Here is a 25,834-nt window from a genome sequence, read left to right as displayed (position 1 = left end):
TACCCGTCTGCTTGTTTACTCGTCTACAGAATCACTTTCTTCTCTTTGTTGTAGACTTCTTTTTTGTAGTCTTCTTTTTAGAAGTGGTCTTAGTGGTCGTTGTTGTCTTGGTAGTGGTGGTAGCCACTGGCTTATAGTATTTCAGAGCCTCTGGCAACCATTTCTGTATGTCGGCGATACGCTTGGCGTCGGATGGGTGGTCGCTGAGGAAAGCCGGTGTAGTGCTGGTGGAACTTGCCGCCATGCGCTGCCAAAAGCTTACTGCCACGTTAGGGTCGTAGCCCGCCATCGCGGCAAAAACGAGTCCCATATAGTCGGCCTCGCTCTCATTCTGACGAGAATAGTGGAGATTGCTGAATTTACTTCCGAGTCCGAACACACCCTGTGCTATGCTGGTGGTATTTGAGCTGACTCCGGCACCGCTGAGCACGGCTCCCAGAATCTGCGAACCATACTGCTGCTTCATCTGCTTGCTTATCTGCTCTGCCGAATGCTTTGCCACGGCATGAGCAATCTCATGACCGAGAACGATGGCGAGAGCACTCTCGTTCTGTGTTATGGGGAGCAACCCTTCGTATACCACAATCTTGCCGCCAGGCATACAGAAGGCATTTGCTGAATTGTCCTGCACGAGATTGAACTCCCAATTGTAGTTTTTCAGTTCTGCCGACTGGTTGTTGGCTTTTAGATACTGTTCCACGGCTGTGGCAAGGCGCTGGCCCACACGTTTCACCATCGCCGTGTTTGTGGCGTTGGTAGACACCTTAGCAGTCTTCATGTAGTTGGTATACTCCTTGTTGCTGAGACCGAGCACCTCTTCGTCGGAAACGAGGATATGCTGTTTTCTGCCTGTAACAGGCACCGTGCTTGTGGTTCCACAAGACACTACTGTCAGCGTCATGACCGCCAACAGTAATTTGCTGATTTTTTTCATATTCGTCTGATGTTGTTTTTTGATTTATCACTTCAAGGGCAGAGCGCCAAGCTTGCTTGAAAGCTATGCTGAGGTGAAGCTTATCTTATGCAAAGATAATGCAAACCGAAGGCAGAGCGCCAAGCTTGCTTGAAAGCTATGCTGAGGTGAAGCTTATCTTATGCAAAGTTAGAAAAATCTAGCTTACGATGATAATTTTATGGAAGAAAATATTGAATGAGAAACACTTTACATACCAACAGCATGTCGGACCAGCTTCACAGCCAGTCCGACATGGGTATATAATACAAAAACATTATGAATTTTATCTTAATGGGCAATCATCAAGATGATAATATGTAAATTACTTGACTAAAAAGAAAATCCTTGCTACTGTAGCGCCGCATTGCATTTACGGCACTTGCGCTCACAATAGCGCTCGCACTGAGCGCAGATGTCATACCCGAGCAGTGCTCCGAGCATGAAGTCCTCCTCTGGAGTGAGCTTGCTGAGGGGACGCGTAACCATCAGCCGTATGGCATCCATACACTCCTTCTTGCCGAAGAAGAGGTTCATGCGGTCGTTGCCAACGGGCTGTATGATATAGTCTATGTTCTGACGCTTGAGACGCTCCAGAGCGTAACACTCATATTTCTTGTTGAAAGTGAACAGTACCATTTGTCTGACGCCCTTCTTGAACTCATAGATATGATTCATCAGGACCTTCATGTCTATCGGCATTACGCTCGCAGTGTCTTGCATCATCATTTTGCTTTAATTGTTAGTATCGTATATTTTTATATGTCAACAAGTCAGTCACCCACGGGAAACACTCCCCTACACTCTATCCGGTTCGGGAGTCACCACGGGAAACGTCAGCCCGCAGGTGTACTGTCCTGTCAACGGTGTTCCGCAACCAATGCGTTGCGGACCGTCAATTTTATGTAAAGTCTATGGCTTAGACATCGTGACTTACAGCTCACCCTTGATGTCATCCAGCCATGCGTCAATGCGGCCTGGGGTCTTGTCGTCTTCGTTTATATCATCAAGAGCGAGACCCACGAACTTGCCATCAACCACAGCTGCAGAATCGTCGAATGTATAATCATCGGTTGATACCTGACCAACGAATTTCACGCCCTTGTCCTGAAGGGCAGAATAAATCTCGTCCATGCCTCCGCAGAAGGTGTCGCCATACGACTCGCAGTCGCCACAGCCGAAGAGCGCCACGGTTTTTCCATTTAGGTCGAGTTTCTTCAGTTTGTTCAGTCCGTCATACCAATCGTCCTGAACTTCTCCGGCGCCCCATGTTGAAGTGCCGAGAATGAGATTCTCCGCCTCGTTCACCTGGGCGTCATCGAGGTTTGCCACGTCTACCACTTCTGCTCCGAGCTTTTCCGCGATTGTCTCAGCGATGCTCTGGCAAGTTCCTGTTGAGGAACCATAAACAACCAATGTCTTTTTCATATTCTATCTCTCTATATTACTAAGTTTAAAAATCCAAAGAATCTATATGAAAAAAGAAAACTCCTTGTCAACTCGTCTCCTTGTCAACTCGTCAACTCGTAAGACGTAAGAATTATCCTTTTCACGGTTGCAAAGATACAGCATCCGCCACAATGCTGCAATACCTAAAATTAGGGTTTTGTGCGAAATACCTAAAAGTGATTATACGGGAACTAAAGGAGGAACAGAATACCTTTTGCGCTATTTCCTGAATACGCAAGACCCTGTGAAACCAGGCGTTACCGACGTGGTCTGCACGACATACACACCTGATGGAAGTGACGACAGACTGATGCCGGAAAGATCGGATGACAGGCGTACTGCCTTCTGGAGCATCCTCTTTCCCGCCACAGAATATATCGCCACGCTTACCCTCTCTGCCGAAACTTCACCCTCGGCAGAGAGCCACACCGTGTCGTCAGCATATTTGATATCGAGACGGGAAGGATGGTGATTGGAAATCTCGCTTATGCCATCGAGACCAAGCACACGGAGCAGACCGGCATAGGCATCTATCTCTCCATACCCCCAACGGTTATCCTTTTCTCCCTGCCGGGCGCCGTCCCTACGATGGCTCGTTGCCGCCAGCACATCCATCACCTGCCGGGTGGTGAGATCAGGATTGGCTTGCAGCCACAAGGCTATCGTACCGGCAACGACGGGTGTTGACATCGAGGTGCCGAGGAATGCCGCCCACGGGTAGGTGCGGTCATGGAATCGGGAAGTGGCTACGGTATAATCTTTCACGCTGCCCTCCGGATTCGCCTCTATGAAATAACTGCTTGCCGATGACACCACATGAGTGCCGTTGGCAACGACATCGGGCTTGATGCGCCCGTCGCGGGTCGGACCGACAGAGGAATAGTCTGCCACTTCGCCGTCGTGACCGCAATCATAGGTCTGAGCCACACCGTCGGCATTGACGATATGGTCGCGGTATGCCGTGGCTCCAACGCATATCACCGATGGGGCACAGCCCGGACTGCCGACACTGTATGCCGGTTCGCCGCCACTTATCGAAGGGTTTATCTCACTGGGATAAAACTGTGTGGCGCTACTGTAAAAATCCACTGCGGCTTCCTCGCCAACGGCCTCGGCTGAGAGGAACAGCGACCACCCCACCCCGCCTTGCATCTCTGCCAACAGGTAGTAGGCTATGAGGTCTGGATTGAAATATGCGCGGCATGCCTGTATGGTGTATTTCAACCGGTGACCGAAAAAGTCTACGGAGTCTACCACCGTGGAATCTTCGGCATTAAGGATATCGGCGGTAGGAATATATAGTTGTTCTCTGTCCGAGGCTGAGGTGTATGCCGAGAGGCATATCTGAAACTGGTTTTCTGAAGCCATGCAGAAATAAGTATGGTCTGACTGCGAAAGGAAGAACACTCCGTCGCGTTCCACCCCACGTGGCTTATGCTGATATGTCCTGCGCGACCCGTCGTTTCCGGCACTCGCCACAAGGATGCGGCCCGGCCCCTGTATCTGTCCGAGCACTTCCTCGAAAAGCCGTTCATCATCGTCGAACGACTGCGAACTGCCCTCACTGAATGATATGACACAAGGTTTGCCCACCTCCTGGGCATAGTCGAAGATGTATTTGAATCCGAGGACGTCGGTTGCTGATGTGTATTTGTATAACAGTTCTTCGGGAATCAGCGGCAGGTCTGTATTCACGGCATTGCTCACGATGCAGATATCGGCATCGTATGCCATACCGCGATAAGGTGTGTCGAACCCCGTGCCTGCAGCTATTCCCAAGGTGTGGGTGCCGTGGGTCTCTATCAGTCCGTCGTGGGAGTGGGCATAGGCAAGAATCTCCTCCGGCGTGCGATAGTCAGCGCCGACATACATTCCGCTGCCGATACTGTCTGGCGAAAGCTGGTCCCAGAAGCGCCGTATGCGTGTGGCAGTGAGTGTGGTGTCATAGAAATTGGGATTCGTCACATCAAAGCCTACGTCCATGACGCCGACCACCACTCCCTGTCCGGTATAAGCCTGAGGCAAAGAGCTGCCGTTCCACACCGCGGGAGCATCCACTATCACTGCCGTGGTGTCCATCGTCAGCGTGTGACTCCTGCCGGCTTCAATCCTCAGCACACTCTCTGATAACGACAAGCCGTCGAGATGCCGCAACGGAATATCGGCGATATATATATCCCCGAACTGAGCAAGAGGCGTACAATGGTTTTCTTCCAACACACGCCTGCCATCTCCTTTCATCTGAACAAAAGCACATAGGCTGCGCTGACCGGGAACATCAAATGCACGGCTGTCGCCTCTCTCTCTTCCTCCGGTCAATGTCTTGGCATATTGTCCTTGTCCCTTCCTTGCCTCGATGGATGCAAGTCTGACAAGCCTCGACATTTTGTAAAGGCTCGCTCCCGTATGTTGCGCACTGACCCTGGTTGCCACCGACAAGAGCAGCAATATATATAATAATGTCTTTTTCATGGATGCAAATTAAAGAAAAAAAATCATCACCACCAACAATCTACTTCAATATATGGCAAACAAAGTATATCTTTGACTTGCATCCATATAGGAAATTACGTATCTTTGCAAAATAAGCAGCATCTTGGCATAACATTCAAATAATTGACAAACAGCTTATAACAGGAAATGGAACATACATCAAGGAATTACAACAATGAAAAAAAATATAAGTAATGACTCAGTTAAGATATATTTATTAATCATTACTTTAATAAGTATATTTTTGCCATGCAAGGCAGAAAAAAACATTAAAATTATTTTCTTTCCACCTTACTGGAACTGTGCCGTTATGGAAATGAATCATTCAAATAAAGGTATAGATATATATTGTGTGATACCTCATTACATTTATGATGCAACACAAAAAAAAAATATAGAGATTGGTGATGATACTATAAAATGTGCATTTAACGATATTGAAATGAAGTATATAAAAACAGAACTAAGTCAAATTTTGGCAAGGAAAAAGAAAATATACAAGTATCGTTACCGTAGGCCGCAGATAGTGGAAATCGATTCAAATTGTGAAATTACTTTTCGGATAAAAAACGAAAAAAACGGAAGAATAATGAATTACCGTGATTTCTCCTTATATTGGAATAGTAGAGATACAGACGGCATATATTACTTCAAATACACTGACGATTTCATCAAATTCCTGCAATATCTTGTCTATAAGGTTTCGATTACGGTTGGAAAAGAAAAGGAATATGACACATATTCAAACATATGGAGCGAATATGAAGGATATACAGAATATGACATTGAATGTTTTATCAGAACAGGCAAGTGGATTCTTAAGAAAAGAAAAGTTTCGGAAAATACGAATCAAACGACACTGACCAAATAACAGATAGAAATACTAACAAAAAAGGCATTAAACGGAATAATGGCCGATTGGGGGCTATCCTATCAATGCGAACTTGAATATACCTTTTGCGTTCCACCATAATGAAACGCAAAGGGTACTGCCAATATTGTATTGACAGTACCCTCGAGTCAAATATTTATCAAAACTACTTTTCAAGTCCACGATTGCTGATCGTCACGTTCAGGAGCATCAGATACTTGCGATACTGATTCTCGGTGAGCACATAGCGCATGTGCTTCAGATCCTTCTGCAACGCCTTCTCAACCATCGGCTTACGCTCATCTGCGTTAGCATTGCCGGCATTCATCATATCGGCACAGAATTCTGAGTGGATGTCTTGCACGGCTTCCAACTGATCGATCGACAAGCAAAGCGCATCAGCCAATCTGCTGTAGTTTACAGTCATCTTGTAAGCATTGGCTGTGTTTGTCGTGTTCAACTCCTCGTTCTCCGCAAATGTCATGGTCATGCTGAGCACTGCCATAACAGTTAAAAACAATCTTTTCATAATTCCTAAATTTTAAATTAATTACTAAAATGGCTACGGTACTATTCTCACGAATCACCGACACCGGTTATCCTTATCTTTTTACCTTAATATATGTTTGGTATATTTTATCATGTGTCGAGACCAAAGCATGCAACTTTGTCTTTTTCACGCTGCAAAGATAGACAAACCTGCAACAACAAACAAACTATTTGAGTTTCTGTTTGCGCTAACAGAGAATATTTTGACATATATCAAAACGCCTTTACTTACACATATCTTTTCTTAACATATTTGAAATATCATTTTGTAAATACCAACAATCAACTACTCACACTCCTTTATTTCTCATATATCTTGTAGATTTATCCCCTCTTCCACCTTTATTTGATTTGATTTTAGTAATTTTGCCACATTATTGACTAATAACATAACACCCTAAATAATTAAAGAGTTGAAAGATATGAAAACTACTACAAGTTCAAAGGGGAACATCGTGGCAATAATAACGATGATGTTCCTGTTTGCAATGATTTCGTTCGTAACAAACCTTGCAGCACCTGTGGGTGTGATCTGGAAGAACACATTTGCCGGAGGCGAAAATGCCAACACCATCGGTATGCTCGGCAACGCCATGAACTTCCTGGCATACCTCTTCATGGGAATTCCATCAGGAAAGATGCTTGCCAAAATCGGCTACAAGAACACAGCCATGACAGGTGTGGCAACAGGTATCGCCGGTCTGGTACTGCAGTTCCTCTCCGGCACATGCTCATCGGCAGAACTCGGATTCTCGATATATCTGCTCGGTGCTTTCGTATGCGGCTTTTCGGTCTGCATGCTCAACACCGTGGTAAACCCGATGATCAATCTGCTCGGCGGCGGCGGCAACAGAGGCAACCAGCTGAACCTCATCGGAGGAACACTGAACTCTCTCTCCGGAACGCTCACGCCGATGCTCGTGGGTAGCTTGATTGGAGAAGTGACAAAGGATACCAAGATTGCCAACGTGAATGTGGTGCTCTTCATCGCAATGGCGGTATTCGCAGCAGCATTCTGCATATTGTATTTTATAAAGATCAACAATCCGGAACACAAACCGGAAGAGAAACTGGCACACTCACCTTGGGATTTCTCAAACTTCAAGCTTGGAGCGATTGCCATTTTCCTGTATGTCGGACTGGAAGTTGGAATTCCCGGAACCCTGTTCTTCTATATCTCTGACACTACAGCTGCCGGCGGCGGCACCGGACTTGCCAAGGCTACAGCCGTGGCTGGCTTTGTGGCTGCCACATACTGGTTCCTGATGCTCGTAGGAAGATTCTCCGCAGGACTCATAGCCGACAAGGTGTCGAGCAAGGCCATGCTCACCGCAACATCCGTACTGGCAATAGCATTGATGCTCGGAGCGATAATTCTCGGAAAGAGCTGCCATGTGGAGATGCCTGTATTCACCGGCTCAAGCGTGGCAATATACCATCTGCCTGTAGCTGCACTGCTTCTCGTGGCTTGCGGACTGTGCACATCGGTGATGTGGTCGTGCATCTTCAACCTCTCAGTTGAGGGACTTGGAAAATACACCGCCCTCGGTTCCGGAATATTCATGATGATGGTAGTCGGCGGTGGCATAATGCCGCTGATACAGAACTATATCGCTGACCATTATTCATATATGGTGTCATACATCGTGCCGCTGCTCTCTATGGCATACATCTCATTCTATGCAATAAAGGGTTCAAAACGATAATACAGGATGGCGCTTTCTCCGATACTGGCAGATTGTCTCGACAGCATCGAAGAACACGCCAAACAATAACATAACGAAGGAATAATCATGGAAGAGAACAAATATGTCATCGGACTGGATCTCGGAGGCACCAATGCCGTGTTCGGCCTAGTGGACGAGAACTATGAGATAAAGGCAACAGGATCGCTCCTCACACAGGAGTATACTCTGGCAACGGCTTTCGTAGAGGATGCTGCGGAAGTGATATCCGAACTGTCTTCAGTGGCGGGAGGCATCGAAAACATCAAAGCCATAGGTATCGGAGCTCCTTGCGGCAACTACAATGCGGGAACAATCGAACACGCCGCCAACATCTCATGGGGAAAGGGTGTGGTGCCCATCTGCCAGATGCTGAACGAGAAAACGGGAATCCCTGTGGCAATAACCAACGACGCCAAAGCTGCCGCTCTGGGAGAAATGAGCCATGGAGCAGCCATGGGGATGAAGGATTTCATAGAGATAACTCTCGGTACGGGTGTCGGTTCGGGCATCGTGGCAAACGGCAACCTGATATACGGCAGCGACGGATTCGCCGGAGAACTGGGCCACTCGATAATGTTCTTCGACAATGGCAGGAAATGCGGATGCGGCAGAAGCGGATGCCTCGACATGTATTGCTCGTCGAGGGGAGTGGTGATGACTGCCAAGGAAATGCTTGCCGAAGAGGGAGCGCAGTCAAGCCTTGCCAACATCCCTGCCGACAAGATGACGACACTCGACATTTTCAATGCTGCCGAGGCTGGCGACAAACTGGCACAAATGGTGTTCCGCCGCACAGGAGAGATTCTGGGAAAGGCATGCGCAAACTTCGCCACATTCCTGAGCCCAGAGGCTTTCATCTTCTTCGGCGGTGTGGCAAAAGCCGGCGACTGGCTTCTGAAACCGGCAAAGGAAACATACGACAAATATGTGCTCAGCCTGTATCGCGGCAAGGCGAAATTCCTGACAAGCACCCTGGAAAACGGCACTGCGGCAATACTCGGCACTGCAGCGCTTGCATGGCAAGAGACTGCCAAATAACGGAAATGAAAGGAAGGAAATGACAATGAACAGAGAAGATTTCAGATTTGAGATTTGCGCCAACAGTGTGGAGAGTTGTATCGCCGCACAAGAGGGTGGCGCAGACCGCGTGGAACTGTGTGCCGGAATACCGGAAGGCGGCACCACACCATCCTATGGAGAGATAAAGGTGGCGAGGCGCTTGCTGTCATCCACACGGCTCCATGTCATAATCCGTCCGCGAGGTGGCGACTTCCTGTATTCACCGCTCGAAATGGAGCGCATGGAGGAAGACATCAGGATGTGTGGCGAACTGGGAGTTGACGGTGTGGTATTCGGATGCCTGACAGAAAACGGTGATGTGGACATAGAGCAGAACCGCCGGCTGATGGAGTGTGCCAAAGGGATGTCGGTGACTTTCCACCGCGCCTTCGACCGCACAGCCGACCCATTCTCCGCCCTTGAAGACATCATATCATTGGGCTGCAACCGCATACTGACCTCCGGACAACAGCCGAAAGCCATTGACGGAACGCCGCTGCTTGCCAAACTGCAGGAGAAGGCTGCCGGACGGATAACGCTGCTTGCGGGAAGCGGAGTCAACGAGGACAACATCCACGACATATACGACGCCACTGGGATATCCGAATATCATTTCTCTGCAAGGGTCGGCATTAAGAGCAAGATGAAAAATATATGTCAGAACGTATACATGGGAGCAAAAGATGCCGATGAACAGAACATTCTCGTGACCGACAAAGACAGAGTCAGAAATACTATAGACATGTTGACGAAGTAACGAGTTGACAAGTCAACGAAAACAAGCAGACGAGCAGACCTGGATTATAGTCCGACAATTGTCAAGAGCTATTTCCTTGTCTGCTCGTCTGCTTGTCTGCTCGTCTACTTCAGCACCATTATATCGCTCCAGCGCGTCGTAGGACACGGACTCTTATGGTCATGCCGTATAGCATCGGCGAACTTCTTTCCGCCGGGATATTGCTGCGAACTGAGTATCACGGTTTCCGTGCCGCCCACTCTATTGAGATGGTCTACGGCAGAATCCATCCTCGTCATCCTGCCATGCCGGTTGGCATCATAAGAGAACATATCGGGCTGCACTGCCCCCTGCGGAACGACACCCATCAAGAGCACACCTGCCCGTTTGAACATTATCCCCTCTCTGTAGATGCTTCTCAGACAGTCGGTAGCAGCCATCACGATATCTATAGTGGAGCTGGTCGGCGTAAGAAGTGTCTTGTCTGCCATATTGCCATACTGCATCAGGTCTTCCCTGAAATGGTTAGAGTCGATGAACACTCCCACTACCTGTGCCACAGACTGCTGCTTGCGCAGTTTCTCAGCCGATCTGACGGCAAAATTGGCGATATGAGTGCGTAGCGTATCAAAGTCGCCCACCATCCCGTCGAAGCTTCTGCTCGTGCAGATGCTTTTCTTTCTGGCAGGCAAGTCGTCGGGCACACAGTCTATGCCGTTCAGCTCATTCCACGTACGCTCGATGACGATGTTCTTGAACATCATCCTAACCCACTCCACCTTATGTCCGGCAAAGTCGAGCGCCGTAGATACCCCTATCCTTTCAAGCTTTTCGGCATACCTGCGGCCTATTCCCCACACTTCGCCAACGTCGTAAAGCCCCAGCGCCTTAATGCGTTTCTCATCATTGTCTATCAAGCAGCAGTGGTCATAGCCTGGATATTTCTTGGCGAAATGGGATGCCACCTTGGCAAGAGTCTTGGTGGTGGAGATTCCGATACTTACAGGAATGCCAACCGACCGCCACACCCTGTCGTGCAGGTCACGCCCCCACTGCTGCAGCTGCTCTCCGTCTATCCCCTCAAGAATGGCAAAAGCCTCGTCAATGGAATACCTGAAACACTGCGGAGCCATGTCACGGATGATTGCCATGACACGCCCGGTAAGCTCGCCATACAGTTCATAGTTCGACGAGAACACCTCGATATGTGTATCGGGGAAAAGCTGTTTGAGCTGATAGTACGGCGTACCAGCCTTCACCCCCATGAGCTTTGCCTCCTTGCTTCGCGCCACCACACATCCGTCGTTGTTTGAGAGCACGACGACGGGTTTCCGCTCCAGATCGGGACGGAACACTCGTTCACAACTCACATAGCAGTTGTCACAATCGCAGATGGCGTAATATTTTGTCATTCCTCTATCGTTTCCATTGTTTGATGGTCCACACCACGACTCCCCAGATACGGAAATCGTCAAGGTTGTCGATGCGTATCGGCGAATAGGCGGCATTGGCAGGCCGCAGCTCGATATACCCCTCGGCAAGATGCGTAGTGTCGAGATATTTCATCGTGAACTCCTCGTTGACGTATGCCACTATCACATCCCCGTCGTTCGCCTGCAGCGAACGGTCTATCACGGCAATGTCTCCATCGCAGATGCCGGCTTCCACCATCGAGTCGCCGGATATGCGGGCATAGAATGTTGCCTCGGGATTCTTTATCAGGTCGCGGTTGAAGTCGAGACTGTCGTGCAGATAATCCTCGGCAGGACTCGGAAAACCGGCTTTTATGCCGGGAGCAAGCTGCAACTTCAATCTGCTGTCGAACTCACCTCTCAGAAGTTTTATCTTAGACATATACGTCGCATTGTGTCTTCCAATCCTTATCTCACCCACACGGCATAGTCGTCCTTGCGCGGCTTGGCAGGTGCCGGTTGTGCGGCGGCATATCCGAGCGCCACATGGCCTATGCCTTCATAGTCGCCTTCTATGCCCCACTTGCGGAGCATCTCCTTGCCCTCGTCCATGTCGAACACCTCTTTGGCCCTGTGTATCCAGCAGCTTCCCACACCAAGCGAATGGGCGGCGTTCATGAGGTTGCCCATCACAAGCGAACCGTCATACATATACGTAGGGCGCTGTCTGTCGGCAAGCACTATCAACACCACCGGAGCTCCATAGAATGGGTCTGACGTAGTGCCCATCACCTCGGCATTGAGTTCAGACAGGCGGTCGCGCACTGCCTTGTTGGTCACCACAACGATGCGTGGCGACTGCATTCCTCTACCCGTGGGAGCGTATTCTCCAGCTTCCACAATCTCTTTTATCACTTCGTCTGACGGCATGCGCTCCGGATCAAATCCTCTCACGCTGCGACGAGTCTCAAGCGTTCTTATCGTTTCGTTCATAATACCATTTGTTTTTGTTTCTGTCGGACAAGATGTCAGAAATATTGTCAAGCGTAATCCTCGATTTGACAACTTTCCACGAAAAGACATCAGCAACAAGTTCTATCAACAGATTTCCGACATTCTCTCATCTAACGGACTACAAAATTAGCTTTTGACACCCGCAATCAGAAATCGAAACAGTTAATGTTGGTTAATGCCACGCAACAACCTGCACATAAGCCCAATCTGCCATTAGCCACTCCACAATTATCTACTTGCTGCTTTGCCATTGGCATAGCTGCCATTTGGCACATTTTTTGATAATCCCGATATATATGACTCAATATGTTTTTGTATATATCATTATTGCCGCCTCGCTTATATATATAGGTTATAAGATATGGCAGGCGGTGTCACACAAGCCAAAGAGCGGTTGCACTGGTTATTGTGCCAACTGCCCTTTGGCTGATGAACTTCGGCGGAAAGCGCAACGGCAGGGAATGAAAGGCAAAGCTTCTGACTCCTGCTGCAACAGGTCAAAACTGTCGAAATGCAATAAAGAAACTGCGTCTCAAACCGACATACAATAAATTTTGAAGGAAAAAACAGCCTTTTCGGTAAGTTTTCAAATAAAAGTGAAAGAAAAATTTGGTGGAACGAAATAAAATTCATACCTTTGCACTCGCAATCAAGCAATGGTACCTTGGCCGATCGGTTAGGTAACGGTCTGCAAAACCGTGTAGAGCAGTTCGACTCTGCTAGGTACCTCAAGGAGTTCTGAAACAATTTTTGTTTCAGAACTTTTTTTATCCCCCCCACACACCTCCAACATCCCCGGCATTGCGGGTCAGCGGATTTTTCCGGTTGGTAACACCGTATGTTAGGAATAAATTGCCGACAAACAGTCTGAAAAACGCTACAATTCATCACATTTTCGGAACACCAAGTACTCGCAATTCAGCATATTCGCTTTGGGGTAAACCGCATAAGCCGAAAATTCCCCCTGGCGTGGGGAACGAAACCCCACATTAGGGGGTTATGTTCCCCACGCCAGGGGGGAATATATGGATGGACTTATTATTATCTGTTCAGAAGCCAGAAGGCATTCTCGTTCAGCTTGTTCATCAGCTTCTGAGGATAGCCTGGATGCTGACGCACGAAATCTTTCACCATCTCTGCCGCCTCACTGCTGCGATGGCCGCCGAGCAGCGAACCGAGCCAATAACCGGGGAAGAATATGTCGCTCGTGCGCTGCACGTCGATCAGAGCATCAAGTCCGGGAGTGATGTACCTGTTGTTGAAAGGTTCCCTCGTGCGGTCGTTGAGCAAGGCGAGGAGCGATGCTGTCCATGGTTCCGGCTGACGATTCTCTGCCTTGAGGACAGACTGGAACAGTGCCTGCTGCTTATCTGTGTCTGGTGTGCAGGCACGGCTGACAAAGTCGAACTGCCTCAACTCATCCACATTTGAGAGTCTCTTGCGCTGCTCCGCCAATATCTCGTCACACTTCTGGGGCATCATTATCGCCAGGCGATAAGCCATGCCATTGTAGTCGTTCTTGTTGAGCAGCTTGTCGGTGCTGCCTTTCCACACAGCATATAAGGAGTCGGCTATCTCGCCACCCTGACATGAAGCATAAAGCAGACGGACGAGACGCTGTCTCACCGAAGGTATGGCGTTACGCCTGTATTCTGCCCACATCATCCTCTCGTTTATGCTGCGGTCTTCGCTATCCATCCTGTCGATGGCATTATTCCAGTAGCCGGCAAGCTGAGAGGCTATCATGGCGTTATTTTCTTTCACTATCCATTGCCTCATGGTATTGGCATACTGACGGCCCCCTATCCTATGGGCGAGGAAGTTCTCGTTGAGAGTCATGGCGAGGGCGAAACGCTGCAGTTCGTCAGCCGGTGCTTCCAGCGCCGTGGTGTCGGCGGCATCCGCTGCCATGAGCGGTTTGCCGGAACGGTCGTTTAGCACGAACAGTCCGTATCCTCTGCCATCAGCATTCAGCAATACGTTCTGCGGTTTCCCGCCTGTCTCAATCTCCACGGTGCCGCTCTGCATGTCTACGGGAACGAACTCGCTCCTCACTCCCCCATTGCCATCGGCGAAATCAAGACGCACATTGAACTGCTGCTGCCATACGAGTCCGCGATGCTGCGGATCTTCTTGTTTCACAATGAGCCTGCCGTCTTTCCACTCTGCCGACACAGTTGGCATACCGCCACATTTCACCCATGTCTCGCTAAACTGCCTGATGCCACACTGCGGCGCTTTGCTGTCGAGGATGTCGATAAGCTCATCCCATGTAGCATTGCCATAGGCATACTGATGCAGATATTGGCGGATCCCGTCTCTCAGCGTCTCCTCTCCCATCTGCTGCTCCAGCTTGCGCATCATGACTGGTGCCTTGCAGTATATGATGTTGCCATAGAGCAATCCAGCCTGGTTGAGGTTGTCGAGAGACTGCTGTATGGGATGCGTGCCGGGAGTACGGTCTGTTGACAGAGCCCTCGCCTGATACATACGCAGGAAGTTCAGGTCGTGGTTCACATCGGGGTATTGCTCCCTGGCTACCTTTGCCGCAAAGAAATTGGCGAACACCTCTTTTGTCCAAACGTCATTGAACCAGCGCATGGTCACCATGTCGCCAAACCACATGTGTGCCGTTTCGTGGGCTATCAGCTCCAGACGTGTCTGCTCCTCCTCTGGTGTGGGGTGTTTGCCGAGGAATATCTCGTGGTCGGTGAACTGTATCGCTCCGGGATGTTCCATTCCGCCGAACTGGAATCCGGGGAGCACCACCATATTATATTGGCTGAAAGGGAGGGGTATGCCGGTATATCTTTCAAACCACCTTATGGAGTGGTCGGCAATGTCGAACACCTTGTCGAGCTGCGCCACCTTGTCGGGGTCAGTCTCCCGGTAGAGTGCCTTGATGGTACGGCCGCTGCGTTCTGCCTTCTTGACGCTGAACTTTCCTGCCACGAAGGAGAAGAGATATGTGGGGATAAGCTGGTCGGTGACTGATGACACTGTCTCCCACCCTTCCGGCACATCGAGTTTCAGCTTGAACACAGCCTTGAGGTCAGGCTGGTCGAAACATGGGAATACCGAACGGGCATGGTCGGGAACGAAAAGCGTGTAGAGATAGTCGTCGTTGCGGTTGAGCGACTTGTCGCCGCTGGTGAACGCCACGTCTACGGCATTCTCACCGTTTTTCAGCCAGCTCTCTTTCAGTATGATATGCTCGCTGCGCCATTCGGCACGCCTCTTCTTGCCGTTAACTGTCACCACACCGCCATACTGTCCGTCGGCTCCCTGGAAATCGAGTTGCAGGTCGTCGCCGCATTTCTTATACGTAAACTTGATGACGGCAGAGCCTGTCACCTTTTCTTTCCGCGAAGCGGGAATCCTGAACTTCAGGTCGTAACACAGATTGCCAACTGCCGCCCGCCGCTGCTCGGCGAGCTTTTGGCTCACTCCCGGTTCTATCTCCACGGCACCTGCCACCATCGAACAGAGCAGCGCCATACATGCAATGATAAGTTTTTTCATAGAATTCTATTTTGTATACAAACAAGTTTTGCAAAGGCAAGCTTCACCTCTGCATGACATCCAGACGATATTCTGCATCGGTTGACATTACCTAATGCAAAGATAATACATTTCAAAAAACAATGCTATAAGAAAACGATTTAAATAAGAATTATCAATGTTTCGCAGGTTACCCTGTCTACAAGAAAAGTTGAGGAAACGACGAAAGACAAGGTGTCACGACTATGGTCTGATGCCTGGAAATGTAAATAAATACACATTTCCCTCGCAAAATCGTTTTTTTACATTACCTTTGCATACTGCATTGCCCTGATCAGCCCCAGACGGTCATCAGGGCTGGCATGGATTCTGATTTTTCAGAATAGTGGATTTTTTCAATGAACAATAGCGGCTATTGTAAAATAGAAGCAGATAAAAGACATCTCATACAGACAAAAAAAACAATTATATATACGACAATGGAAAATAAGAAAAACATGTATTTCGCCGTGGCTTACAAGCTTTATACAAATGAGAACGGCACAGAGACAATGGTAGAAGAGGCAACAGCAGAAAAGCCATTCCAGTTCTTGAGCGGATTCGGACTGGCTCTCGACGACTTCGAAAACACCATCGTGGCTCTCAACGACGAGCAGAAGAACGACTTCGACTTCACGCTCACCAAGCAGCAGGCATACGGAGAGCATGAGGCAGAACGCGTGTTGAACCTCGACAAGGAGATGTTCTGCATCGACGGCAAGCTCGACACCGATAATATATACAAGGATGCCATCATTCCGCTGCAGAACGAGAACGGACAGCGTTTCCTCGGCAAGGTGCTGGAAATCGGCGACGACAAGGTGACAGTAGACCTCAACCACCCTCTGGCCGGCAAGGATCTGCACTTCGTAGGCTCTATCGTTGAGGCAAGAGAGGCTACAAACGAGGAGATACAGACCATCATCAACCATCTGAGCGGTGGCGGATGCAGCGGCTGCGGTGGTGAATGTGGAGGCGACTGCAACTGCAGCGGCGACTGTGGCAGCAATAACGGCGGTTGCGGCGGCTGCCACTAATCAGAAGGATTTGACAATACCCCCAGACGGTCATCAGGAATACTATAAGCAGTTGTAGAATATCACATCGTTTTGGGATGACACCTTGATGACCGTTTGGAAACAAATCACCAGACACATGCGTAACACTTTCGGCAACATATTCACACTTACGACTTTCGGGGAGAGCCATGGAGAAGCCGTGGGAGGAGTGGTAGACGGTCTGCCTGCCGGCATCGACATCGACATCGACTTCATCCAAAGCGAGCTCGACAGGCGCCGGCCCGGACAGAGCAGCGTGACAACAAGCAGGAACGAAGCCGACAGAGTGGAAATTCTGAGCGGCACGTTCGAGGGAAAGTCTACGGGATGCCCTATTGGTTTCATCGTGAGAAACACCAACCAGCATTCCGCCGACTACGACAACATGCGCGACCTGTTCAGACCATCACATGCCGACTTCACATATTATAACAAGTATGGCATAAGAGACTATCGCGGCGGCGGCAGATCATCGGCACGCATCACCATAAGCAGATGTGTGGGAGGAGCATTGGCAAAACTGGCCCTGAAGAAGATAGGAGTGGAAGTTGTGGCATACACATCGCAGGTGGGCAGCATTGCCCTCGACAACGACTACACCAGGTATGACCTGACACAGGTGGAGAGCAACATCGTGAGATGTCCCGACGCAGAGAAGGCGAAACTCATGGAGAGCCTCATCGCCGAAGTGAAGAGCTGTGGCGACACCATCGGAGGCACAGTGACGTGTGTGATAAGGAATTGTCCGATAGGCATCGGCGAACCGGAGTTCGACAAGCTCAACGCCATGCTCGGATATGCCATGCTCGGCATCAACGCCGTGAAGGGAATTGAGTTCGGATCGGGATTCGAGGGAGTGACGCATCGCGGCAGCGAGATGAACGACATCTTCTATCCCGAAGACGAAAAGATAAAGACGCGGTCTAACAACAGCGGAGGTATACAGGGCGGAATTTCCAACGGCAACGACATATTCTTCCGGGTGGCGTTCAAACCTGTAGCCACACTGCTTCAGAAACAGGAAACCATCGACAAAGACGGCAATCCTACCACCTTCAAGGCAAGCGGCAGACACGACGCTTGCGTGTTGCCAAGAGCGGTTCCGATAGTGGAATCAATGGCGGCAATGGTGATTTTAGACCAATTTTTGTATAATAAAACAACAAAATTATAATTTTTAACTATTCTGATAAAAAAAACAGCCATTATTGTTTTGGCATTCAAATATTTGCAGTATATTTGCAATCGACAAGCGGGTGCTTGTGAAAGTACCGATTGTCTAATTAAGTCTAGTTTAGTTTTTGTGTTGGTTGAGGGCGGTCAATTGATCGCCCTCTTTTTATGCTTTTGTCCATTCCAAACAACATCCATCATCCGCAAAACCATCAATCCTACCAAACGGCAGCCTGCACTCCCTCTTGCCGAAAATTGGAGTTAAAACACGCAAACACTTTGTCATATCAAGAAATAGAGTTATTTTTGCAGGAAATCACAATCTTACTATACACAACAAGGATAATGAGTGGCAACATCTATATAAAGAACGCACAGGTGAACAACCTGAAGAATGTATCATTGGAAATCCCAAGAAACAAGTTTATCGTGATTTCCGGTGTCTCCGGCTCCGGCAAGTCATCACTGGCTTTCGACACACTGTATGCCGAAGGCCACAGACGATATGTGGAGAGCCTCTCGGCATATGCCAGACAGTTTCTCGGAAGGATGAGCAAACCGAAATGCGACTACATAAAGGGACTGCCACCGGCAATAGCCATAGAACAGAAAGTGATTTCCAAAAACTCTCGTTCCACAGTGGGCACAAGCACGGAGATTTATGAATACCTGCGGCTGCTCTTCGCACGCATCGGACACACCTTCTCGCCAATAAGCGGCAACGAGGTGAAACGACACACCGTGGAGGACGTGATAAACAAGGTGAAGACCTTCTCTGAAGGCACGCGCTTCGTGGTGCTCTCACCGGTGGTGAGAATCGCCGACCGCACTCTCTCGCAGCAGCTCACGATGATTATGCAGCAGGGATACACACGAGTGTTCGTGAAAGGCGACTTCCAGCGTATCGATGACCTGCTCAACGACGACAAACTGGACGAGAACATAAAGGACGAGAACATCTGGACAGTGGTAGACCGCATAGCGTGGGAAAGCGACAACGACACGCTGTCGAGACTCACCGACTCAGTGGAGACGGCTTTCTACGAGGGCGACGGGGCATGCCGAATCGCCATCATGCCGGCAAACATAGTATATGATTTCTCAACTCGCTTCGAAGCCGACGGCATGACATTCGAAGAGCCGAGCGACGGCATGTTCTCTTTCCACTCCCCCATCGGAGCTTGCCCTATGTGTGAGGGATTCGGAATGGTGATCGGCATCGACGAAAAACTCGTGATTCCAGACTCATCGCTCAGCGTATACGACGGATGCGTGCAATGCTGGCACGGAGAGAAAATGGGCGAATGGAAAAAGGAATTCATCAGAAGAGCGGCAACAGACAAGTTCCCGATCTTCGAACCATACTACAAACTGTCGCAGAAGCACAAAGACTGGCTGTGGCACGGTCTGCCATCCGACAAAAGCAGAGACAAATACGACAGGGTGAGCATCGACGACTTCTTCCAGATGCTGAAAGAAAACCAATACAAGATACAATACCGCGTGATGCTCAGCAGATACCGCGGCAGAACGGTATGTTCGGAATGCCACGGCAGAAGACTGAAAAAGGAGGCAAACTACGTGAAGATACAGGGAATGAGCATCTCTGACCTCGTGGACATGCCTGTGGAGAACCTGAAGAAATGGTTTGACGAACTGAGCCTCAACGACCACGATGCCGCCGTGGGCAAACGACTGCTCACAGAGATAAAAAACAGACTGGGATTCCTTGTGGAAGTGGGATTGGGATACCTCACGCTGAACAGACAGTCTAACACGCTGAGCGGCGGAGAGAGCCAGCGCATCAACCTCACCACATCGCTCGGAAGCAGTCTGGTGGGATCGCTCTATATCCTCGACGAACCAAGCATCGGACTGCACAGCCGCGACACCTTCAGACTGATAAGCGTGCTGAAAGACCTGCAGGCTCTGGGAAACACGGTGGTGGTGGTGGAACACGACGAAGACATCATACGTTCTGCCGACCATCTAATCGACATCGGTCCTGACGCCGGACGACTCGGAGGCAGAGTGGTGTTCGAAGGCGACCCGCAGAAGATAACAAGCGACACGATAAAGAAATATCCCGAAAGCCACACCATCAGATATCTGCTCGGCGAGGAGCGCATACCAGTGCCTGCCAACCGACGCAGCTGGAACCTCTTCATAGGCATAAAGGGAGCGAGAATGAACAACCTGCAGGGCATAGAAGTGAAATTCCCGCTCAACGTGATGACGGTGGTGACGGGAGTGAGCGGATCGGGAAAATCCTCGCTCGTCAAGGGCATACTCTTCCCTGCCCTGAAACGACAGCTCGACGAAGTGGCTGACATGCCGGGTGAATACTCATCGATATTCGGCGACATAAAGACGATAAAACACGTGGAGATGGTGGACCAGAACCCTATCGGCAAGAGCACGAGGTCGAACCCCGTGACATACACCAAGGCTTACGACGCCATCCGCCAGCTCTTCGCCGAACAGCCGCTGGCTGAGCAGATGGGATTCTCTTCAAAATACTTCTCGTTCAACGCCGAGGGCGGCAGATGCGAGGAATGCAAGGGAACGGGAGTGCTCACGGTGGAGATGCAGTTTATGGCCGACCTGGAACTGGAATGTGAGGCCTGCCACGGAAAACGCTTCAAAAAGGAAATTCTGGAAGTGAGATTTGCCGGGAAAAACATCGACGACATCCTCAACATGACAGTCAATGAAGCAATAGAATTCTTCACGGAAAACAACCAGAAGGACATCGTGAAGAGACTGAAGCCGCTGGAGAGCGTCGGACTGGGATATATCAAACTCGGACAGAACTCCTCTACCCTATCCGGCGGAGAGAACCAGAGAGTGAAACTGGCTTATTTCATCGGACAGGAAAAGGCTGACCCCACACTGTTCATCTTCGACGAGCCGACGACAGGTCTGCACTTCCACGACATCAAGAAACTGCTCAATTCGTTTGACCAGCTGATAAAGCGTGGACACAGCATCATTGTGATAGAACACAACATGGATGTGATAAAATATGCCGACCACGTGATAGACCTCGGTCCCGACGGCGGAAACAAGGGCGGACAGCTTGTATGCTGCGGCACTCCCGAAGAGGTGGCTGCATGCGAAAACAGCATAACGGGAAAATATCTGAAAAAAGTTCTTGACAACTCAAAAAAAGAATAGAAAAGCGACAAAAGATTTTGCTCGTCAGAAAATAATTGTTACCTTTGCACCACTTGTTCGGAACAGTGCCCTGTTCCGGGTGTTTAATCAGCCGATATGGCTCAGTTGGTAGAGCAACGCATTCGTAATGCGTAGGTCCCGGGTTCGAGTCCCGGTATCGGCTCCATAGCGATTAAACAGAAGATAAACTAATGGGAAAAGGTTTGCGATAATAGCTCAGTTGGTAGAGCACTAGCTTCCCAAGCTGGGGGTCGCGGGTTCGAGCCCCGTTTATCGCTCTTGTCACCATAGCATTCCCCACACTTCCATTCTTCTAATTCTTTCTCCAACGTATTGTATTACAGTATCTATAACAGCTGTACTTCTACAATCCTGAAATCCCTATGGATTACCGTTTGGGAATAATATATAATCAGCAAAAAAGCGACTTTCCAAAGAGAGTCGCTTTTCTGCTGTTATATACAATCGCTTGTCTATTCAAATTCATGAAGGAGGCTGCAATCAATCCTCGTCGGCAAATGTCTCGAGCGAGAACTGGCTGCTGCCATCGAAGCAGTGGGTACATACCTGACACTTCGGCAGACCGATAGCCTCGATGAGCTGTTCGATGGTATTGAACTTCAGAGTGGTGAGTCCCAGTTCCTTTGCTATCTCGTCCACCATGCGCTTATACTCCGGAGAGTCGGTGGTGGCATACTTGTCGAGATTCTTGTTCGGGTCGCCCTCAAACTTCTGGATCATACGACGGGTGATAAGCTCCATATCACTCTTCGATGACGTGAAGTTGATGAACGGACATCCGTATACGAGCGGCGGACAGGCAATGCGCATGTGGCATTCCTTCAGACCAGCCTGATCGAAGAGCACCTTCACGTTGTCGCGAAGCTGGGTGCCGCGCACGATGGAGTCATCGCAGAAGAGCACCTTCTTGCCCTGCAGCATCGCCTTGTTTGGGATAAGCTTCATCTTTGCCACGAGAGAACGCATGCTCTGGTTTGATGGAGTGAAGGAGCGTGGCCATGTAGGAGTGTATTTTGCTATGCAGCGCTGATAAGGCACGTTCTTGCCAGCCGCATATCCCATCGCCATTCCCGTTCCAGAGTCTGGAATACCGCTGCAGCAGTCCACCTCCACGGGGTCTGTCTTCGCCATGTTGAAGCCATTGTCGAAACGCGCCTGCTCCACGTTCTTTCCCTCGTATGTAGATGTGGGGAATCCGTAATACACCCACAGAAACGAGCACACCTGCATCTTCTTGTTCGGTTTCCTTATCTGCTCCATTCCGTCGGCGGTGAGCTTCACTATCTCTCCCGGTCCTACATTATATACTGTATCGAAATCAAGGTTAGGGAACGAGGTTGATTCGCTCGACGCCGCATATGCCCCATCCTTCTTTCCGATGATTATCGGAGTGCGTCCCCAGCTGTCGCGGGCGCAGATGATGCCGTGGTCGGTGAGCAGGAGCATCGTGCACGATCCCTTGATGTGCCGATACACGTTCTCTATACCCTCCTTGAAGGTCTTGCCCTGGATGATGAGCAGCGCCACGAGCTCCGTAGGGTTTGTGCTGCCCGACGACATCTCGGCGAAATGCATGTTCTTCTCCAGCATCTCGCTTGTCAGCTCATCCTTGTTGAGTATCTTCGCCACCGTGCAGATGGCAAATTTTCCCAAGTGAGAATTCATTATCAGCGGCTGTGCGTCGGTGTCGCTGATTACGCCGATTCCCGATGTAGCCCCCTCGAAGCGGTCGAGAGTAGGCTCAAACTTGGTGCGGAAATAAGAGCTTTCGAGATTATGGATAGAGCGCACGAAGCCCTTTTCCTTGCAAAATGTTGCCATACCACCACGGCGTGTACCGAGGTGAGAGTTGTAGTCGGTGCCATAAAACAGGTCTGCCACACAGCTTTTCTTTGAAATTGTTCCGAAGATACCTCCCATAAAAATATATTTGTTTGTTATTTTGTTTCCGTCTGCAAAGGTAATGAAATCTTCATTATTCATTCATCCGAATGTCATTTTTTATTTGAAGACATGATATAAATTTGTATCTTTGCAAAAGGAAACACTAAAAATGTCGAAGAAGCGAATACAATCATGACCTTAGACTTCTGAGACTATAATCGGAAACAAAATTAAAAATCTTTTACTACGTGTATTATCTGTCATCATCATCGCCGTGTCTGCACCCATGAGTGCGAACGCCTCGTCGGCTGCCGAAGGAAACTGAAGAACAATAACCGTATTTATCCCGAATCGAGGGATAACCCCAAACAATACACTGGCAGCAAGGACTGGAATCTGTTTCCTCTCTTGTTGCTTTTTTTACAATCGGTCAGCAGGACTTTCATTCAACCCCAATCGGTCATTAGGGCATAAACCGAAATCTGCCATTATTTCATCTTCATTCCCATGTTATACATTATGAAGCCGTAGATGTCGGCTGTCTCTTCCATCACCTTAGACAATGGTTTGCCGCCGCCATGGCCTGCCTTGCTGTCGATACGGATCAGGACTGGGGCCTTGCCTGCCTGACACTCCTGCAGACGGGCAGCGAACTTGAACGAATGGGCAGGAACCACACGGTCGTCGTAGCCAGGGCAGAAGCAATAAATAGTGTTTTCATTCGCATATAAATTTATAATGCAAACTTACTCAAAAATTCCCGAAATATAGTACATCGGCGGAATAAATGCCGATATTTGAAAATATAATCTTACCTTTGCATTAACCATGACAACTGGCTCAGCAAATGTATAACACTTACTCACAAGCATAAAAAAGAAACACATATATATATGGAATTGAATAAAGACATCAAGAATCTGGAACAGCTGTTCCACACCGACCTCCACCAATACCTGCTCTCCATCGGAAAAGTGGACGAGCGTCTGCCTGAGGCTCCCGACATCGAGGAACTGTGGCAGAAAATCGGCGAGAGCTATCTGCCCGACGGGATGAGGGAGTTCAACGCCTACCCCACCGTGTCGCTCGGATGGATGATGTTCATCGGAATGGCGATAGCAAAATATTGGGACACCGACTGGGAACTCTACAGCAAAGTTGGCAACCTGTATAAATATCTGAGAGACCAGCGCGACTTCGACCACATGGACGACTACATCTGCGAGAAAGTGCTGCTGCTCGCCGAGGAGGACCACGCCATAATGACAAAGACCGTGGGCGAATGTGCCTCACGCACATACAACCTGCTCTACCACCAGCACCTCGAACCCGGCACTCCCGAGGCTTTCCAGGGTTATGTGTCTGCCCTCCACCAGATGTATCTCATGGGCATGTCGATTGAACTGAAACGCCTCGGCTATCACATGACGAAGCTGAACTGACAAACACGGGGCACAGGGCATCGTTTCAGGCAGAACCTCGGCAAATGTAAAGATTTTGCCATATCATCTGAAATCACGCGAAAACTGTCAGATCATCAGGTTTTCTTCATAGCGCATTGGCATACAGGCAGTTAGCGGCCTGACAGTTGTTTTCAATTGTCTGGATGGTTTGAAACTGTCAGGATGATTTTCAATCGTCAGGATGGTTTGAAACTGTCTGGATGGTTTGAAACTGTCAGGAATTATCTGATGAGAGGAATTACATGTGTCGGCAGAATCTTGGAAACAGGAATATGGTATTACAACATTAACGCAAATCGGCCATTAGGGCTTGCTTGTATTTTGCTCTTTTAGAAGAGTGTATTTTGTTTGTCTTTTAATGAGTAATAGCGAGCTATTGCAAATTAAAAACAAGCAAAAGACGCCTTATAAAAGGCAAAAGGCAGCAAGCAGTCATGAAAAATAAAGTAAACGTCCTAATAACCGTTTTGGGTTAACTTATTGGGCAGACGTCTGACACAGATTCTGCCCAACTGGGGCAAGCACGTTGCCCATGATGGGCAAGCAGCGTGCCCCGGTTGGGCAAGCAGCGTGCCCATTTAACCCGAATCGGTCATTAGGGTGAAGCAGTGAAGCAGGTCGATGGAAAACATGGTGTATGCCAACCAGCTGCAATACTACGATGCAATTACCGCCAACAGCAATGCTGCCGACTCCGGACCATTTATAGACTTTATGCTTGGGGAAATACAGAAAGCTCTCGAAGCGCACAAGCGAGAACCGATAAAGAAAGTTCCTGATAAAATTCCTGATAAACTGTTACAGGCTTTCCCCGAAATGCAGAGTATGGCATGGAGCGGTTACATATTAATATACTTTACCGGATTCTGGCTCTTCCCATAGAAAGAAACCACGCTTTTCCATACGTAAGGAGAATTCAAACATTTATTCCCTACAAATTCAATACGTCCCTCATACTTTGGATTGTCTGTATATTTCCAATCTTGAGGGATGTAGTCTTCTTTTACTATACCATCCACAACGGCAAGGACATGATTTGCTTTTGATGCCCTTTGCAAACTCATTTTCCAATACTTGCGTGTCATCTCATACAAATCTTCCCTATCTATTTTGCCTACTTTTAGGCAAATTATTGTGTCGCCGTCCTGTGGTATTAATTCTGTTCCCATCTTATCTGATTTTATTTCTTACAAAGGTAAACAATTTTCTGATTCCTTCCAAATTGGAAGTGATTATGTAACCTCCACCTAACCCCC

At 49.0% G+C, this 25,834-nt stretch carries 20 protein-coding genes, 3 tRNA genes and 1 pseudogene; 12 read left to right on the top strand and 12 right to left on the bottom strand.

Annotation, left to right across the window (positions count from 1 at the left end):
• Positions 1-31: 31 nt before the first annotated feature.
• From ACDC99_RS02880 to ACDC99_RS02865, 4 genes are all read right to left on the bottom strand, one after another.
• Positions 32-934 (bottom strand): M48 family metallopeptidase, encoded by a 903-nt coding sequence (locus ACDC99_RS02880; RefSeq protein WP_042519551.1) that lies wholly within the window; start codon positions 932-934, stop codon positions 32-34.
• Between the two features lie 369 nt (positions 935-1,303).
• Positions 1,304-1,681 (bottom strand): DUF2023 family protein, encoded by a 378-nt coding sequence (locus ACDC99_RS02875; protein WP_370755767.1) that lies wholly within the window; start codon positions 1,679-1,681, stop codon positions 1,304-1,306.
• A 204-nt stretch (positions 1,682-1,885) separates the two neighbouring features.
• Positions 1,886-2,380 (bottom strand): flavodoxin FldA, encoded by a 495-nt coding sequence (gene fldA, locus ACDC99_RS02870; protein ID WP_022316063.1) that lies wholly within the window; start codon positions 2,378-2,380, stop codon positions 1,886-1,888.
• A 240-nt stretch (positions 2,381-2,620) separates the two neighbouring features.
• The gene (locus tag ACDC99_RS02865; protein ID WP_370755765.1) at positions 2,621-4,873 is read right to left on the bottom strand and encodes a S8 family peptidase; all 2,253 of its coding nucleotides are present in this window, start codon (positions 4,871-4,873) and stop codon (positions 2,621-2,623) included.
• A 196-nt stretch (positions 4,874-5,069) separates the two neighbouring features.
• Between ACDC99_RS02865 and ACDC99_RS02860 the strand changes: the two genes are divergently transcribed.
• Complete coding sequence (locus ACDC99_RS02860) at positions 5,070-5,765, top strand: hypothetical protein (RefSeq protein WP_370755763.1); 696 nt, start codon at positions 5,070-5,072, stop codon at positions 5,763-5,765.
• 166 nt (positions 5,766-5,931) lie between these two features.
• Here the strand turns inward: ACDC99_RS02860 and ACDC99_RS02855 are convergent, their stop codons facing one another.
• Entirely contained in the window at positions 5,932-6,294 is a 363-nt protein-coding gene (locus ACDC99_RS02855; RefSeq protein ID WP_022316773.1) for a hypothetical protein, read from the bottom strand.
• Positions 6,295-6,736: 442 nt separating this feature from the next.
• Between ACDC99_RS02855 and ACDC99_RS02850 the strand changes: the two genes are divergently transcribed.
• From ACDC99_RS02850 to ACDC99_RS02840, 3 genes are all read left to right on the top strand, one after another.
• Positions 6,737-8,020, top strand: a complete 1,284-nt coding sequence (locus ACDC99_RS02850) for an MFS transporter (RefSeq protein WP_044065011.1) — start codon at positions 6,737-6,739, stop codon at positions 8,018-8,020.
• Between the two features lie 87 nt (positions 8,021-8,107).
• Positions 8,108-9,079, top strand: coding sequence for an ROK family protein (locus tag ACDC99_RS02845; protein ID WP_042518667.1), 972 nt, complete (start codon positions 8,108-8,110; stop codon positions 9,077-9,079).
• A gap of 25 nt (positions 9,080-9,104) precedes the next feature.
• Entirely contained in the window at positions 9,105-9,857 is a 753-nt protein-coding gene (locus tag ACDC99_RS02840) for a copper homeostasis protein CutC (protein ID WP_370755761.1), read from the top strand.
• 104 nt (positions 9,858-9,961) lie between these two features.
• Here the strand turns inward: ACDC99_RS02840 and ACDC99_RS02835 are convergent, their stop codons facing one another.
• Genes ACDC99_RS02835 through ACDC99_RS02825 form a run of 3 tightly spaced genes read right to left on the bottom strand, consistent with a single transcriptional unit; the run spans position 9,962 to position 12,241 of the window.
• A complete protein-coding gene (locus tag ACDC99_RS02835; protein ID WP_022316778.1) occupies positions 9,962-11,248 on the bottom strand; it encodes a Y-family DNA polymerase in 1,287 nt (428 codons plus the stop codon).
• A gap of 4 nt (positions 11,249-11,252) precedes the next feature.
• Complete coding sequence (locus ACDC99_RS02830) at positions 11,253-11,690, bottom strand: LexA family protein (RefSeq protein WP_022316779.1); 438 nt, start codon at positions 11,688-11,690, stop codon at positions 11,253-11,255.
• Between the two features lie 26 nt (positions 11,691-11,716).
• Entirely contained in the window at positions 11,717-12,241 is a 525-nt protein-coding gene (locus tag ACDC99_RS02825; protein ID WP_044065013.1) for a nitroreductase, read from the bottom strand.
• Positions 12,242-12,920: 679 nt separating this feature from the next.
• Here ACDC99_RS02825 and ACDC99_RS02820 point away from each other — a divergent pair.
• Positions 12,921-12,991: transfer RNA gene (locus tag ACDC99_RS02820), tRNA-Cys, on the top strand.
• 312 nt (positions 12,992-13,303) lie between these two features.
• Here ACDC99_RS02820 and ACDC99_RS02815 read toward each other — a convergent pair.
• A complete protein-coding gene (locus ACDC99_RS02815; RefSeq protein WP_370755758.1) occupies positions 13,304-15,784 on the bottom strand; it encodes a M1 family metallopeptidase in 2,481 nt (826 codons plus the stop codon).
• Between the two features lie 458 nt (positions 15,785-16,242).
• Here ACDC99_RS02815 and ACDC99_RS02810 point away from each other — a divergent pair, with 458 nt between their 5' ends.
• The 5 genes from ACDC99_RS02810 to ACDC99_RS02790 all read left to right on the top strand — a co-directional run bounded on the left by ACDC99_RS02810 (position 16,243) and on the right by ACDC99_RS02790 (position 21,488).
• Positions 16,243-16,839: an FKBP-type peptidyl-prolyl cis-trans isomerase gene (locus ACDC99_RS02810; RefSeq protein WP_042518659.1), complete on the top strand. Its 597-nt coding sequence runs from the start codon at positions 16,243-16,245 to the stop codon at positions 16,837-16,839.
• Between the two features lie 118 nt (positions 16,840-16,957).
• Positions 16,958-18,034, top strand: coding sequence for a chorismate synthase (gene aroC, locus ACDC99_RS02805; protein WP_044073660.1), 1,077 nt, complete (start codon positions 16,958-16,960; stop codon positions 18,032-18,034).
• A gap of 344 nt (positions 18,035-18,378) precedes the next feature.
• The gene (gene uvrA / locus ACDC99_RS02800) at positions 18,379-21,210 is read left to right on the top strand and encodes an excinuclease ABC subunit UvrA (RefSeq protein WP_370755756.1); all 2,832 of its coding nucleotides are present in this window, start codon (positions 18,379-18,381) and stop codon (positions 21,208-21,210) included.
• 90 nt (positions 21,211-21,300) lie between these two features.
• Positions 21,301-21,376: transfer RNA gene (locus tag ACDC99_RS02795), tRNA-Thr, on the top strand.
• Between the two features lie 39 nt (positions 21,377-21,415).
• Positions 21,416-21,488 (top strand) — tRNA-Gly (locus ACDC99_RS02790).
• Between the two features lie 223 nt (positions 21,489-21,711).
• On the opposite strand, the gene ACDC99_RS02785 is transcribed toward ACDC99_RS02790, so the two are convergent.
• Complete coding sequence (locus tag ACDC99_RS02785; protein ID WP_288966676.1) at positions 21,712-23,151, bottom strand: amidophosphoribosyltransferase; 1,440 nt, start codon at positions 23,149-23,151, stop codon at positions 21,712-21,714.
• Between the two features lie 452 nt (positions 23,152-23,603).
• Positions 23,604-23,804: pseudogene (locus ACDC99_RS02780) on the bottom strand (prolyl oligopeptidase family serine peptidase); the annotation flags it as partial.
• A gap of 204 nt (positions 23,805-24,008) precedes the next feature.
• Here ACDC99_RS02780 and ACDC99_RS02775 point away from each other — a divergent pair.
• Both ACDC99_RS02775 and ACDC99_RS02770 read left to right on the top strand, forming a co-directional pair.
• The gene (locus ACDC99_RS02775) at positions 24,009-24,557 is read left to right on the top strand and encodes a hypothetical protein (protein ID WP_370755754.1); all 549 of its coding nucleotides are present in this window, start codon (positions 24,009-24,011) and stop codon (positions 24,555-24,557) included.
• 642 nt (positions 24,558-25,199) lie between these two features.
• Positions 25,200-25,460 carry a hypothetical protein gene (locus ACDC99_RS02770; RefSeq protein ID WP_044075290.1) on the top strand — a complete coding sequence of 87 codons (261 nt, stop codon included), beginning with the start codon at positions 25,200-25,202 and terminating at the stop codon, positions 25,458-25,460.
• Here the strand turns inward: ACDC99_RS02770 and ACDC99_RS02765 are convergent.
• Entirely contained in the window at positions 25,418-25,747 is a 330-nt protein-coding gene (locus ACDC99_RS02765) for a hypothetical protein (RefSeq protein WP_082026292.1), read from the bottom strand. The two genes, ACDC99_RS02770 and ACDC99_RS02765, sit on opposite strands and share 43 nt — an antisense overlap.
• Between the last annotated feature and the right edge of the window lie 87 nt (positions 25,748-25,834).

The organism is Prevotella pectinovora (assembly GCF_041323955.1).
Lineage (GTDB): Bacteria > Bacteroidota > Bacteroidia > Bacteroidales > Bacteroidaceae > Prevotella > Prevotella pectinovora.
This window is presented reverse-complemented; position numbering and strand designations above follow the sequence as displayed.